This window comes from Proteus appendicitidis, from assembly GCF_030271835.1.
GTDB lineage: Bacteria > Pseudomonadota > Gammaproteobacteria > Enterobacterales > Enterobacteriaceae > Proteus > Proteus appendicitidis.
This window is the reverse complement of the sequence record NZ_CP127389.1, coordinates 822,156-836,193: the sequence shown is the minus strand read 5'-3', so window position 1 is coordinate 836,193 and position 14,038 is coordinate 822,156. Positions and strand designations below refer to the sequence as shown.

The window sequence follows — 14,038 nt, the reverse complement described above, 5'->3', positions numbered from 1 at the left end:
ACATAAAGACGCAAAATTCATCAGAAAGAAAAAAGCAATAAAGTGAAGATAAAGATATTTCTGATAAAAAATAAGCTTTAAGGTTTAAAACTCGATGTTTTAAATTAAATTTGAGAGTGTTTTCATGATTTCAGATGAAAAAAAACACCTTATTACATCTTGTAAAAGGTGCTTTTTAATAAACGATTTATGATATTAATAGTGGATTTTTTGGCGTCCAGCAATAGAGTGCGAAAGCGTTGTACCATCGACCATTTCAAGTTCACCTCCCACAGGAACCCCATGGGCAATTCGGCTAGCCGAAATATCATACTGAGCACAAATTTCAGCAATATAATTGGCTGTTGCCTCACCTTCAACGGTCGGGTTTGTCGCCAAGATCACTTCTGAAATAGTCTCTTGGCTTAAGCGTTCTTCAAGTCTATCTAAACCAATATCCATAGGTCCAATACCATCTAAAGGGGATAAATGCCCCATTAAAACAAAGTATCGACCCGCAAACTGCCCTGTCTGCTCGATAGCATGAATATCCGCAGGACTTTCAACAACACAAATTTGCCCATTTTGCTGACGGCGAACATTCGCACAGATGGTGCAACGCTCTTCTTCAGTAAAAGTTCGGCAATCACAGCAATGACCAATTTCAGACATTGCACGCGTGAGTGCTTGTGCAAGTCGCATACCACCGCTTCTATCGCGTTGAAGTAGTTGGAAAGCCATTCGTTGCGCTGACTTAGGCCCGACACCGGGTAAACAACGCAACGCTTCCATTAATGATTCAAGAAGTGGGCTGGTTTGCATTAGAATGGCATCTTAAAGCCTGGTGGCAATTGCATACCGTTAGAAACAGAGGCCATTCTTTCTTTTTGTGTTTCATCAATACGACGCGCAGCATCATTAAAGGCAGCAGCAATCAGATCTTCCAGCATCTCTTTGTCATCTTCTAGCAGGCTAGGATCGATTTCAACACGACGGCAATTATGAGCACCATTGATAGTGATCTTAACTAAGCCAGCGCCAGATTCACCTGTCACTTCTAAGTTAGCGATCTCTTCTTGCATTTGTTGCATTTTTTCTTGCATTTGTTGGGCTTGCTTCATCAGATTACCCAAACCACCTTTTCCGAACATAATTGTCTCTCTTTGTAAAAGCCACACAGTATGAAGTCATACAACATGTTGCGATTAAACAGGTCGGATACTCTCTTCATCCAATTCAGCATCAAAATATTGCTGTAATGTTTGAATCGTTTTATCCGTAATAATCGATTGACGCGATAACGCCAATTTTTCATCATAAATGGCTTGTCGCCACTCCAACGGTGTTTTTACCGCTGGATCATCATCTTCTATAATTGTGAGTGAAATTGCTTTTCCATGCAATTCACTTAACGCATTAGTAAGCGTGCGTAACGTATTTGCTGAATTTAAATGTTTCTGTTTAGTTCGTAAATGCAAAATAACGTTTTCTTCGCTTACCGTCTCTTTATACGCATTTAATGCCAGTTGTTGTACCAATTTAGGGAGCGGCATTTTGTCAATTTCAGCAGCCCACGCATCTCTTTCTTGTGATTCTTTCGCAATTTTTGCTGCTAATTCAGGCGTTTTTTCATATTCGAGAACTTCTTTGATCTCTTTTGGTGAAGAAACAACCTCTTGCGTTGACATTAGCTCAGGGTTTTGCGGGCGCCACTGGTACTCTTCTTTTTTCTTTTTTTCAGGCGCATTAGTCTGACGCTTCGCTGCTTGCTGGCGTTTTTCACTCACGGCTGCTAGCCGCTCTAATGCACTAGCAGCCGGCTTAGCCCGATTAGGCGTCGCCGGTTCAGACTTTTTTGGCGGGGTTTGTTGTTCCGTCCCCTTTATTGCCTGTCTTGCCCTTAGAAGTTGTGCTGCGGGGCTATTGCCGAGCGAAGCACTATTTTCTATTGGTGAAGAAGATGAATGAGCCATTTGAGGCGAATGAGTCTGCGCCGTTTGTGGAGCATAATGTTCAGACTTTCTATTCGTAGGCAATGATGCTGAAGGTAACGTCTGTGCTAATGGCGCAGAAGGTATTTCATCAATCACTGTTTTAGGATGAAAAGCCAGCGCACGTAACAGCGTCATTTCAACGCCCATGCGTCTGTCTGGCGCATAAGCCAGTTCTTTTCGTCCTACTAATAAGGTTTGATAATAGAGCTGTAAATCTTGTGGAGAAACAGATTTAGCCAATAAGCGTAGGCGTTCTTGAGTAAATTGCTCTTGAGGATTTTCTTCACTAGGCAATAACTGCAACATCGCAATTTGATGCAGTAATGAGAGTGTTTCCACCAAGAAATTTTCCCAGTCAGTACCTCTTGAAGCGACTTCATTAACTAGCGACATGACCTGTTGACCATCCGCTTTTACTAGCGATTCAATCAATGCTAAAGGCTGAGCGTCATCAATCGTGCCAAGCATTTGGCTAACCACATCCGCACTGACAACACCTTCGCCACTTGCGATAGCTTGGTCTGTTAAGCTTAATGCATCTCGCATACTGCCATCGGCAGCGCGAGCAATAAGTTGACGCGCTCTTACATCATTTTCAATATGCTCTGCTGATAGCACTTTTTCGAGCTGTGTCGCAATTTGGTCAATATCTAATGCTCGCAGATGAAATTGCAAACAACGCGATAAAATCGTCACCGGTAGTTTTTGTGGATCAGTCGTCGCTAATAAGAATTTAACGTGCTCTGGTGGTTCTTCTAATGTTTTTAGTAGCGCATTAAAACTGTGACGAGAAAGCATGTGAACTTCATCAATCAAGTAGACCTTAAAGCGTCCTCTTGCTGGCGCGTACTGCACATTATCCAGCAGTTCACGAGTATCTTCTACCTTAGTACGAGATGCCGCATCGATTTCAATTAAATCGACAAAACGCCCTTGTTCTATTTCAAGGCAATTTGCACATTGGCCACAAGGTTTACTCGTAATACCTGTTTCACAATTCAACCCTTTGGCAAATAATCGGGCAATAGTGGTTTTTCCGACACCTCTTGTGCCAGAAAAAAGATAGGCGTGATGAAGTCGCTGATGATCAAGACCATTAGCTAAAGCAGTCAACACATGACGTTGACCAACAACATCGTTAAAAGTTTGTGGGCGCCACTTACGGGCAAGTACCTGATAGCTCATTGATTCCGCTAAATTTGAACGAGATTTATCTCTATGCTAACACAGGGGCGACCTATTGAGCGAGATCTGTAAGAAACAAATGAGATATTGATGAAAGAACCAGCAGAAATTTAAGATAAAGTAAGAGGTAACAATTGTGCGGGCAACAATATACATTTATAAAAATAGAAATACTTATAAATGAGATATAAACACCCGCACTCTTACTTGTGTTTACGATAAGAACTTAATGCGTTCTTCTCTAAACAGTGAAGATATTAATGTCCTGGGAAATCAACCAGTGTAAAGCTGTGAACACCTTGTTTTTCTAAGCGTTCGATACCGCCTAAATCAGGTAAGCAGATAATAAATGCAGCTTCTGTCACAGTACCACCTAAACGGCGGATCAGACGAGCAGTTGCTTCAATGGTGCCACCTGTTGCCAGTAAGTCATCAACCATTAATACTTTATCTTTATCCGTAATGCTATCTTTGTGGATCTCTAAAGTATCTGTGCCGTATTCCAGATCATAAGTTTCACTGAGCGTTTCGCGAGGCAATTTACCTTTTTTACGAACAGGAACAAAACCAACACCTAGGCGTAAAGCGACAGGAGCACCAAATAGGAAGCCACGCGCTTCGGTACCCACGACTTTAGTGATACCCTGACCTTGATAGTGTTCTACCAATAAATCAATGGTTGCCTGATATGCAGCAGGATTATCTAATAATGTGGTGATATCACGGAATAATATCCCTTCTTTTGGATAATCAGGAATGGTTTCAATACTGTCTTTAATAAATTGCAGTTGTTGCGCGTTAGCAGTCATAATCAGTGCCATAATAAAAAACGAAACGATAGAATCTATGCAATATGCCGTTAAAATGCAACAGAAAGCCAATTAACAACTCTTTTTTGTTGCTTTAAGTCAATTCATGTTTTTATCAAAACAGGGACAAGAACCAGATGAATAAACCCGATCCTTTAAGCTTGTTTAAAAAACAGATAGACAATCTAGCCGAAACAGTGGCGCCTATTGCAAACAAAAAAATTGCAGCACCTTGCTTCGACACAGCACTATTCCACCGCCGAAGTGATTCCCTTGGTGGCTATATGCAACAGATCCGCGATAATTTTATCCAGTTAATCGCTTGTGTTGAGGCACAACGAAGCCAGCAGGTTAAATTTCTGGCCACACAAATCCTACAACAAATTGAAGCATTAACTCGTGAATTATCGACACAAACACTAAGAAAGCAAGAGAACCAGCTTACTCAACGAAAAAAAAGTGTCGATTTATACCAAAAGCTTGCCCAACATCAGGATTATGAGCGTCGATTACAAGCCATGATCCAAGATAGAGAACTTTCATTAACGCAAGCACAAAGCTTTATGAAGCAACAAGAGTTGCAAAAAGAGATTGCCGCTCTTGAAAATCGCCTTGCGCGCTGCAAAAACGCCCTGTTCTCTATCGAAAAGAGCATTGAGAAACAAGAAGATAAATTTTAAAGGAGGTGATAATGAGTTTAAAAGAAGCACCAGAGTCTGTTCAATTGGCAGTCGATCTTATCTATTTACTTGAAAGCCACCATATTGATCCTAAAACTGCACTAGAAGCCCTTGAGATTGTGCGCCAAGATTATGAAAAAAAATTAGCAGCACAATCTACTCATTCATCCCTTTAATTAAGCAAAAGGTGTATTGGCTTCAGGTGTTGAACCATCAAGAGGACGTTTTATCTCTTGTACTTCATCACCTTGTTTATTATGTAAATAGACATCAAGTTGGTTAAACGCAATATTGATATTATTTTCATTACATAACTTATCAATAGCACGGTTAACTTCATCTATTGCAATACTTCTATCACCTAATGTTCTGACATAAAAACGCAAATCATGATTCAGCGTACTTGCCCCAAACTCAGTAAATAATACCACCGGTTCTGGCTCTGTCATCACTCTGACATTATCTTTAGCCGCCTTCATTAAAATCTCTTTGACCTTATCGAGATCAGAGCCATAAGCGACACCAACTTGAATAATAATACGTGTCACCGTATCAGATAATGTCCAGTTAATAAGTCGTTCGGTCACAAACGCTTTATTTGGAATAATCACTTCTTTACGATCAAAATCAGTCACTGTCGTCGCCCGAATACGAATTCGGCTAACCGTACCGGAATAAGTACCAATAGTAACCGTATCGCCAATTCTGACGGGTCTTTCGAACAAAATAATTAGACCAGACACAAAGTTTGCGAATATTTCTTGTAAACCAAACCCTAAACCAACCGTTAAAGCGGCCGCTAACCATTGCAGTTTTTCCCAGGCGACACCTAATATTCCCAGTGATACGATGGTTCCGATAGCAATAATAATGTAGGTTAAAATGGTTGTGATCGCGTAAGAAGCCCCTTGTTGCAGTTTTATACGAGATAAAATTAATACCTCTAATAAACCCGGTAAATTTCGGGTCATAAACCAAGAAATTGCCATAATAGAAACAGACAATAATAGGTCGGCAACAGTAACCGCTTTAACGACATTACCAAGCTCTGTCGGCAAAGTGTAACTCCAGAGCGTTATTCCATCTAAATAGGTAAAGACCGTAATAAAATCAGACCAAATACCATAGAAACTAGACGCAAAGATGATAAATAAAATCATCGTTGTCAGTCTTAATGATTGCTGATTGATTTGATCCATATCCATTGGTGGTTCTTGAATAGGCTCTAGGCTGTTATCTTCGCCCTCTTTTTTCTCTTTTAACATAGCTTGTCTACGTTCAAGAGCGCGACGATAGGCGAGACGTCGAGCCGCAACAGTTAAGCCACGTAAGCTTGCATGATAAGCAATAAACCACAGCATGAGCAGATATAAGCTGTCAATCCAGCGATTTGCTAAACGCAATGCTGTGTAGTAATAACCAAAAATAACTAATCCCATTAAAATAAGGGGCGAAAACGTTAATAAGGTAATGACGACCGTTCTAACAACATGATTACCCTTTTCTTGCCATATTTCACGGCAAAATGGCAGCGCACACAGGCTAATACCAAATAATGAAATAATCGCAACTAATTGCCCAATAACATCCCCCACTAACAGTAATGGATTATTAATACCATAAGCTGAAAGCAGAATAATTGGCAACATTGGCAGTGATAAGCGTAATAAACGTTTACGATTTTGCTGAACGCGTTCGAGAGGAATTTTAAAATGTTTTACGGCAACACCATTGTCAGACATTAAGCGATAAGACCATTCAAACATCAGCCAAAATACCGCAAATTGCCATGCAAAAGACCAAATAAATTCTTGCTGCACATTAAAGCTATTAATTAGCCAATACCCTATTGCTAATACAATACAAGAAAGGGGTAATGTTTTTATAAATACAATCCCTAATGCTAATGGCGTATGCAGTTGTGAATCTTTATTAAGCTTATTAATATCCGCATTCAGTTTTTCAAATTGCATATCTAGCTTTTTGCGTTGCCAAATAATCAACAAACTGAACGAAATAAGTGCAATAAGTACAGGAAGTGATTTCTTAGCCCCGATCAACAGATTTTCATTTGACCAGTTAAGCTTAAAACCTTGAAATTCGGCAACCGCTTGAGTCGGAAATACTGCAAACCAATTAAGATTAATCGGCTTATTACTGCTTACCCAGAAAATTTGCTGAGCCAATGTGTTTTCCAGTGAGCTGACCACACTGCGTAATTGTTGCTGATCCATTTGGAGATTAATCGAACCCGATATTTGATTACCTAATTGGTTATTCAGTTTATCGAGCAATTCTCTACGTGCATCAATTAAGAGTTCCAAAGCATTGCGTAACTCTTTTTGCGCATTGGCATCTGTAGTTTCAGGATGTGTTGATTGATACTCTTTCATCAACTGATCAATATAAACATTAGGTTGAATGATTTGATCACGTTGCTTGTTTATTTCAAATTGTTCTAATCGCAAATCGGCAATTTTATCCGGCAAGTTATTAATAAATATACCATCGGGTAAATCAACTTGTTCTTCAAACAGAATACGTGACAGTAATAAACTGCCTTTAAGCACATCAATTTGTTCTTTTAAATTGCGTTCAGATTGAATGGCTCTATCTAAACGATTCTTTACGAGTAAGCTATGGCGATTTAAATCGTTGTTGTTTTGTGTGGTAACAATCAACTTATCACTAAGCTGTTTATTGATTTCTGTTTGTACCAAATAAAATGGATCGTTATTAATGATCTGATTCTCAAGCCCTGTACTTTGGGCTTCTTTGGCAGTTTCTTCCGAGCTATCTAAGCGTTTATCATTGATAGCATCTTGAAGTAATTGAGCATGCTCTTGTGAAAGGTCGATATAAGCAGAACTATAATCTCGCTGTAGTTGCAATAAACTTTGCAGTTGCACATTTGATTGGAGAGTTCGCTTTTGAAAATTATTTTGTTGTTGAAGATAATATTGTTCTAATTGCAACAATTGCACTGCTGAAGTGCGCATTTGTGCTTTATCAGCACTGCTTTTATTCAACAAGGTTCTTATTTGTTGCAGTCTTTCTGAATTGCCGAATAAAACAGATTGCGCCCTTTCAGGTTGTGTTTGTAATACAATAAGCTCATTACTGTAGTTGGCTAAATCATCTTGAGACTTTTGTAATGACTGTAAAACCGTTTCAAGTTGAGATTCTAATGTTGTAAGCGGTAAAGCCTCTAATGATTTTTTATAATCGTCGGCTTCTTTATTAGCGATTTTTTGTTTTAATTGTTCGAGTTGATATTGTGTACTACGTAATTTTTCCGGTAATTGATCGACTGTTTTATTGTAGCTTGTCGATTTTTTCTCTAATTGTTGAATATCATCAAGTAATAAAAGTGATTGTTCGAGATCTGTGATAGTTAATTTATCTTCTGCACTTAACTCACTGCGCTTATTTAATAAATTAAGCTGGTTTTGAATGCTTTCTTGAGTCGGTAAATTACTCGGTACCGCGGCTAAAACGGCGGTAATGGAGAGTCCCCAAAGAATAAAGACAATAATCGTGGCTGTAATAACCGTCTTTATTTGACTATTAAATTGAGAAAAAAGAGTTTGTGTACACATGGTTAAGCAACTTGTTCAATTAATATTGAAAAACTGTTTATTAGTATAATCCAATTGCTTTAAATTGGCAGTGTAAACAGAGCAAGTTGCTTGGTTTGTTTCTCGCCTGAGAAAACGAAATAGTGATCAGAAAGTCAGGATTTTATCCGCATCGAGCGTCCACTGCGCTAAATCGACTAATGTACCTAATTCTGCACCATCAACAAGTGGTAAATCACTGATACCACGCGTATCTGTACATGTTTTACAGAGTTTAACAGGCACATTTTGCGCCGTGAGGATTTCCAGCATTTGCTGTAAGTTATAACCTTCTTTAGGTTGTTGACGAGCTAAAGCCCCAGTTACAGCATCAGACATTAAAAAAATATTTAATTCAGTTTCTGGATGCTGTTCTTTTAATGTAATCGATAAACGCAGTGCGTTAAATAATGATTCATTGCCATAAGCTGCACCATTAGCAATAACTAATACCTTACTCATAAACATCTTCCTCAAGTTTAATAATAAATTAAGATGGCGCCGATATTCTCATATTTGCGCTATGCTTTATCATATCAATAAAGCTATCAACCAAATATTGACTTTCATCTTTGATAGAAAAACTTTCTGGTGAAAATAACCAATTCTCGGCAAGACCCGTCATCATTGCTCTTAACATAATAGCGGCCCTTCTTAAATTAAGATCGGCAGGAAGCTGTTTTTTTTCAATACAACGAGATAAAGACTGTTCTATTCTAGAGTGATCCGCTGCACACAATTCTCTGCGAATTTCAACAATTGGTGTCATTTCACCGACAAATTCGCATTTATGGAAATATATTTCTAAAAGTGCATTATGTTTGGGATCTTCGACAATTGATGTCAATATGTAAATAAGTAATTCTCTTAATACAAATAGTGGATCATCTGGGTATTTTGATTGATACTCTATTTCTAAAGATTCTATTTTTAAGTCGGTGAGTTCGCACGCTTCAGTAAATAAATCCACTTTATTTTTAAAGTGCCAATATATTGCGCCACGGGTCACGCCTGCCGCTGTTGCAATATCTGAAAGTGATGTGGCAGAAACGCCTTGCACAGTAAACAGCCTAAGTGCAGCATCAATAATCTGCTGTTTTGTTTCTTGTGCCTGTCGTTTAGTTTTTCGTGCCATTAATCCTCGATTTTGACTGAAGTTAATTTACATACATTCATGTATGTTTGTACTATACATCGCAATCAATCATCAACTTAATTATTTTTATCCCGGGAAACAACGTTTGAATAGAGGTTTTCTTATGCGAAAAAACAGAGGGGTTTTGCCTCTGGCTCTGTTAGTGCTATCAGGCAGCTTGGTTCTTGCTGGATGTGACGACAAAGCTAAACAGTCTGCTGGAGGTCCACCTCCTGCACCAGCTGTCGGTGTTGTGACTTTAGGAGCTGAAGCCCTGACAATCACCACTGATTTACCAGGTCGTACATCAGCCTTCCGTATTGCTGAAGTTCGCCCTCAAGTTGGCGGCATTATTTTAAAACGTAATTATACAGAAGGTAGCTATGTAGAAGCGGGTACATCTTTATACCAAATCGACCCAGCTATTTTTGAAGCAACTTTAAATAGTGCGCAAGCTGAATTAGCGAAAGCTAAAGCGAATGCTGAAATAGCTCGTCTCACCGTGGAGCGTTATAAACCTCTACTTGGTACAAACTATGTCAGTAAGCAAGATTTTGATACTGCAACGTCTCAGTACGCACAAGCGGTTGCCGCTGTTAAAGCAGGTGAAGCTGCTGTAACGACTGCAAAAATTAATCTTGAATATACAAAAGTAACAGCACCTATTTCAGGTCGTTCAGGTAAATCTACTGTGACTGAAGGCGCGCTAGTTGCTCCAGGTCAGCAAGTGGCACTTACCACTGTTCAGCAAATTGATCCGATTTACGTCAACGTGACGCAATCGAGTGAAGACTACCTGAAACTTAAAAATGAAATTGAAAGTGGCGTTATTCGTCAAGAGCAAGGTAAACCTGTTGTTCATTTAACATTGACTAATGGGCAAGCTTACGCGCAGAAAGGTCATTTAGAGTTTTCTGATGTGACTGTTGATGAAACAACAGGCTCTATTACGATGCGTGCAATCGTACCTAACCCAAATGGGGAATTATTACCCGGTATGTTTGTTCGCACCAAGTTAGAAAATGGTATTCGTCAAAATGCAATTTTGATCCCACAACAAGCCGTTATTCGTACAGCTCGTGGTGATGCAACAACAATGGTTGTTAATAAAGATAATGTTGTTGAAGTTCGTACCATTGAAGTGTCACAAGCTGTTGGTAATAAATGGCTCGTTAATAGTGGTGTTCAGGCTGGTGAGCGCGTTATCGTTTCTGGATTGCAAAAAGCAAAACCAAAAATGACAGTAACAGCTCAAGAAGAGAATTTAGATGCGAAGCCATCACCTGAACAAACTGAGCCAGCTAAGAATCCTCAATAAGGAGTCGGTGATCCATGCCTAAGTTTTTTATAGATAGACCGATATTTGCGTGGGTAATTGCGATAATTACCATGCTCGCAGGTCTTCTGGCACTCATCAAACTGCCTGTCGCCCAGTATCCAACGATTGCACCGCCAGCGATTTCTATCTCTGCGGTTTATCCTGGTGCTGACGCCACCACTGTGCAGAACACTGTTACCCAAGTTATCGAACAGAATATGAATGGTATCGATAACATGGTGTATATGTCTGCGACCAGTGACTCAGCGGGTATGATGAATATCACTCTGACCTTTGAAGCAGGTACTGACCCTGATATCGCGCAAGTACAGGTGCAGAACAAACTGCAACTTGCCATGCCGTTATTACCTCAGGAAGTGCAACAACAAGGGATTAGTGTTGATAAATCCTCAAGTTCATTCTTGATGGTTGCGGGTTTCATCTCAAATGACGGTTCAATGTCGCAAGATGATATCGCAGACTATGTAGGTGCAACGATTAAAGACCCATTAAGCCGTGTTACCGGTGTGGGTGAAACCCAGTTATTTGGTACTCAATATGCGATGCGTATTTGGTTAGATCCCGATAAACTGGTGAAATACAACATGACAACACTTGATGTTATTGGTGCGATTAAAGCACAAAATAACCAAGTGGCAGCAGGTCAATTAGGGGGAACACCGCCTATTCCTGGCCAGCGTTTAAACGTATCAATCATTGCTCAAACTCGACTCAATACCGCAGAACAATTTGGCGATATCCTGATGAAGGTCAATACTGACGGTTCACAGGTTAAGTTAAAAGATCTCGGTGTAGTTGAAATGGGGGCTGAAAGCTACAGTACTATTGCTCGCTTTAATGGCTTACCCGCTTCTGGTATCGGTATTAAATTAGCAACAGGTGCTAACGCATTAGATACAGCAACCGCTGTACGTGCTGCATTGGCTGAAATGGAGCCGTTCTTCCCTGCGGGATTAGAGGTTGTTTATCCTTACGATACAACGCCATTCGTTAAGATCTCTATTTTCGAAGTGGTAAAAACGCTGGTTGAAGCAATCATGCTGGTATTCGTAGTTATGTATCTGTTCTTACAGAACTTCCGTGCTACGTTAATTCCAACAATTGCAGTGCCTGTTGTATTGTTAGGAACCTTCGCCATACTCTCGGCGTTTGGTTATTCGATAAATACCTTGACGATGTTCGCGATGGTACTTGCTATCGGGCTTCTGGTGGATGATGCCATCGTTGTGGTAGAAAACGTCGAACGTGTAATGCAAGAAGAAGGTTTATCGCCTAAAGAAGCAACACGTAAATCCATGGGACAAATCCAAAGTGCGCTGGTCGGTATCGCCTTAGTGCTTTCTGCGGTATTTATTCCAATGGCATTCTTTGGTGGTTCAACAGGTGCAATTTATCGCCAGTTCTCTATCACCATCGTATCAGCAATGGTTCTGTCTGTTTTCGTTGCATTGATTTTAACACCCGCACTTTGTGCAACGATGTTAAAACCTATACCGAAAGGCAGCCATGGTGTGCAAACAGGTTTCTTTGGTTGGTTTAACCGTACCTTTGAAAAAAGCAGCCACCACTATACTGACAGCGTATCCCGTACTCTTCGTGGTACTGGTCGTTACTTACTGATTTACGTTTTATTAGTCGCAGGTATGGCGTTAATGTTTATTCGCTTACCCGCATCGTTCTTACCTGAAGAAGACCAAGGGGTATTACTGACAATGGTTCAGTTGCCTGCTGGCTCTACACAAGAACAAACACAAGACGTATTAGAAAGAGTAAACGACTACTTCAATACCGATGAGAAAGAACTCGTTAAATCTGTCTTTACCGTAAGTGGCTTCGGCTTCGGTGGTCAAGGACAAAATATGGGTCTGGTTTTCGTTGTATTGAATGATTGGGATGAACGTAAAGCAGAAGAAGACAAAGTGCCTGCTATTGTAGGACGTGCCAACGTGGCATTATCCCAAATTAAGGAAGCCTTTGTTTACTCATTTAACATTCCAGCAATTGTTGAGTTAGGCTCTGCGGGTGGTTTCGAATTCGAGTTAGTGGATAAAGCTAACCTCGGTCACGATAAACTCATGGAAGCTCGAAATCAATTACTCGGAATGGCAGCGCAACAACCTCAAATGTTAATGGGTGTGCGTCCTAATGGTCAGGAAGATACGTCACAGTATCGTCTGTTTATCGACCTAGAAAAAGCACAAGCTCAAGGTGTTGCAATTAGTGATATCTATTCAACATTGGGTACGATGTTTGGTGGTAGCTATGTAAACGACTTTATCGACCGTGGTCGTGTTAAGAAAGTTTACGTTCAAGCTGAATCACAATTCCGTATGTTGCCACAAGATATTGGTAATCTTTATGTTCGTAACAATGTCGGTCAGATGGTTCCATTCTCATCGTTCATTGATACAAGTAAAGATCCTTGGTTATACGGCTCTCCTCGTTTAGAACGCTATAACGGTTTACCAGCAGTTCAAATTCAAGGTAGTGCAACACCGGGTCAAAGTAGTGGTGATGCAATGCTTATGATGGAAGATCTCGCGAGTAAACTACCAAGCGGTATCGGTTATGAATGGACAGGAATGTCATATCAAGAACGTTTATCGGGTAACCAAGCGCCTGCGCTGTATACCATTTCCTTGATAGTGGTATTCCTTTGTCTTGCTGCTCTTTATGAAAGCTGGTCAGTACCATTCTCCGTTATGTTAGTCGTTCCACTGGGTGTTATTGGTGCGCTTGCATTAACATCAATAAGAGGGCTTGAAAACGACGTTTACTTTAAGGTTGGGCTACTAACAACCATTGGGTTATCGGCGAAAAACGCAATCTTGATTGTTGAATTCGCCAAAGACTTGATGGAGAAAGAAGGTAAAGGACTCATAGAAGCAACGTTAGACTCTGTTAGAATGCGTCTACGTCCAATTCTAATGACTTCACTAGCCTTTATGTTAGGGGTTATTCCTCTAGTATTAAGTAATGGTGCGGGTTCTGGCGCTCAGAACTCAGTAGGTACAGGTGTATTCGGTGGTATGATTGCCGCAACCTCCCTTGCTATCTACTTTGTTCCTATTTTCTTCGTTGTGATCCGTAGACGATTTGCGAAGAAAAATGAAGATTTAGAGCATCCAAATCATTCTCACTAGTTTGAATGAATTTGAGTGATAATGCCAAAAAGGTCGCGAAAGCGACCTTTTTCTTTATCTATTGATGCACTGTTTTAAATGAAAACTTATCTCATTATATTATTTTTAGGAAATATCTCTTTAATCAATAAATTCATTTTATTTTTTTTCTTATATG

The 14,038-nt window shown here is 39.9% G+C and carries 11 protein-coding genes; 4 read left to right on the top strand and 7 right to left on the bottom strand.

Translation table 11 applies throughout. The features are described from left to right. Nucleotides 1-195: 195 nt before the first annotated feature. The 4 genes from recR to apt form a co-directional block, all read right to left on the bottom strand. Nucleotides 196-801, bottom strand: coding sequence for a recombination mediator RecR (recR, locus tag QQS39_RS03875; protein ID WP_109371667.1), 606 nt, complete (start codon nucleotides 799-801; stop codon nucleotides 196-198). Beyond that, entirely contained in the window at nucleotides 801-1,130 is a 330-nt protein-coding gene (locus QQS39_RS03870) for a YbaB/EbfC family nucleoid-associated protein (protein WP_023580840.1), read from the bottom strand. The genes recR and QQS39_RS03870 overlap by 1 nt, the downstream gene beginning before the upstream one ends. A gap of 54 nt (nucleotides 1,131-1,184) precedes the next feature. Then, complete coding sequence (dnaX, locus tag QQS39_RS03865) at nucleotides 1,185-3,158, bottom strand: DNA polymerase III subunit gamma/tau (protein ID WP_285805412.1); 1,974 nt, start codon at nucleotides 3,156-3,158, stop codon at nucleotides 1,185-1,187. 257 nt (nucleotides 3,159-3,415) lie between these two features. Next, complete coding sequence (gene apt, locus QQS39_RS03860; protein ID WP_036932856.1) at nucleotides 3,416-3,967, bottom strand: adenine phosphoribosyltransferase; 552 nt, start codon at nucleotides 3,965-3,967, stop codon at nucleotides 3,416-3,418. A gap of 137 nt (nucleotides 3,968-4,104) precedes the next feature. Here apt and priC point away from each other — a divergent pair, with 137 nt between their 5' ends. Continuing rightward, nucleotides 4,105-4,647, top strand: coding sequence for a primosomal replication protein PriC (gene priC, locus QQS39_RS03855; protein ID WP_151434338.1), 543 nt, complete (start codon nucleotides 4,105-4,107; stop codon nucleotides 4,645-4,647). An 11-nt stretch (nucleotides 4,648-4,658) separates the two neighbouring features. Then, nucleotides 4,659-4,823 carry a pleiotropic regulatory protein RsmS gene (gene rsmS, locus QQS39_RS03850; RefSeq protein ID WP_102949409.1) on the top strand — a complete coding sequence of 55 codons (165 nt, stop codon included), beginning with the start codon at nucleotides 4,659-4,661 and terminating at the stop codon, nucleotides 4,821-4,823. On the opposite strand, the gene mscK is transcribed toward rsmS, so the two are convergent. From mscK to acrR, 3 genes are all read right to left on the bottom strand, one after another. Further along, nucleotides 4,824-8,246 (bottom strand): mechanosensitive channel MscK, encoded by a 3,423-nt coding sequence (mscK, locus tag QQS39_RS03845; RefSeq protein ID WP_285805411.1) that lies wholly within the window; start codon nucleotides 8,244-8,246, stop codon nucleotides 4,824-4,826. It lies immediately after the preceding gene. A gap of 126 nt (nucleotides 8,247-8,372) precedes the next feature. Beyond that, nucleotides 8,373-8,726: a DsrE/DsrF/TusD sulfur relay family protein gene (locus QQS39_RS03840; protein WP_023580846.1), complete on the bottom strand. Its 354-nt coding sequence runs from the start codon at nucleotides 8,724-8,726 to the stop codon at nucleotides 8,373-8,375. A 28-nt stretch (nucleotides 8,727-8,754) separates the two neighbouring features. Next, nucleotides 8,755-9,399: a multidrug efflux transporter transcriptional repressor AcrR gene (gene acrR, locus QQS39_RS03835; protein ID WP_151434336.1), complete on the bottom strand. Its 645-nt coding sequence runs from the start codon at nucleotides 9,397-9,399 to the stop codon at nucleotides 8,755-8,757. Nucleotides 9,400-9,523: 124 nt separating this feature from the next. On the opposite strand from acrR, the gene QQS39_RS03830 reads away from it, so the two are divergent. After that, the gene (locus tag QQS39_RS03830; RefSeq protein ID WP_285805410.1) at nucleotides 9,524-10,717 is read left to right on the top strand and encodes an efflux RND transporter periplasmic adaptor subunit; all 1,194 of its coding nucleotides are present in this window, start codon (nucleotides 9,524-9,526) and stop codon (nucleotides 10,715-10,717) included. Nucleotides 10,718-10,731: 14 nt separating this feature from the next. Beyond that, nucleotides 10,732-13,881, top strand: a complete 3,150-nt coding sequence (locus QQS39_RS03825; protein WP_151434334.1) for an efflux RND transporter permease subunit — start codon at nucleotides 10,732-10,734, stop codon at nucleotides 13,879-13,881. Nucleotides 13,882-14,038 lie beyond the last annotated feature (157 nt).

What these genes read in the sequence shown, in the direction of transcription:
- apt (WP_036932856.1), bottom strand. Translation starts at nt 3,967, where the DNA reads ATGACTGCTAACGCGCAACAACTGCAATTTATTAAAGACAGTATTGAA.
- dnaX (WP_285805412.1), bottom strand. Translation starts at nt 3,158, where the DNA reads ATGAGCTATCAGGTACTTGCCCGTAAGTGGCGCCCACAAACTTTTAAC.
- recR (WP_109371667.1), bottom strand. Translation starts at nt 801, where the DNA reads ATGCAAACCAGCCCACTTCTTGAATCATTAATGGAAGCGTTGCGTTGT.
- mscK (WP_285805411.1), bottom strand. Translation starts at nt 8,246, where the DNA reads ATGTGTACACAAACTCTTTTTTCTCAATTTAATAGTCAAATAAAGACG.
- QQS39_RS03870 (WP_023580840.1), bottom strand. Translation starts at nt 1,130, where the DNA reads ATGTTCGGAAAAGGTGGTTTGGGTAATCTGATGAAGCAAGCCCAACAA.
- QQS39_RS03830 (WP_285805410.1), top strand. Translation starts at nt 9,524, where the DNA reads ATGCGAAAAAACAGAGGGGTTTTGCCTCTGGCTCTGTTAGTGCTATCA.
- priC (WP_151434338.1), top strand. Translation starts at nt 4,105, where the DNA reads ATGAATAAACCCGATCCTTTAAGCTTGTTTAAAAAACAGATAGACAAT.
- QQS39_RS03825 (WP_151434334.1), top strand. Translation starts at nt 10,732, where the DNA reads ATGCCTAAGTTTTTTATAGATAGACCGATATTTGCGTGGGTAATTGCG.
- rsmS (WP_102949409.1), top strand. Translation starts at nt 4,659, where the DNA reads ATGAGTTTAAAAGAAGCACCAGAGTCTGTTCAATTGGCAGTCGATCTT.
- acrR (WP_151434336.1), bottom strand. Translation starts at nt 9,399, where the DNA reads ATGGCACGAAAAACTAAACGACAGGCACAAGAAACAAAACAGCAGATT.
- QQS39_RS03840 (WP_023580846.1), bottom strand. Translation starts at nt 8,726, where the DNA reads ATGAGTAAGGTATTAGTTATTGCTAATGGTGCAGCTTATGGCAATGAA.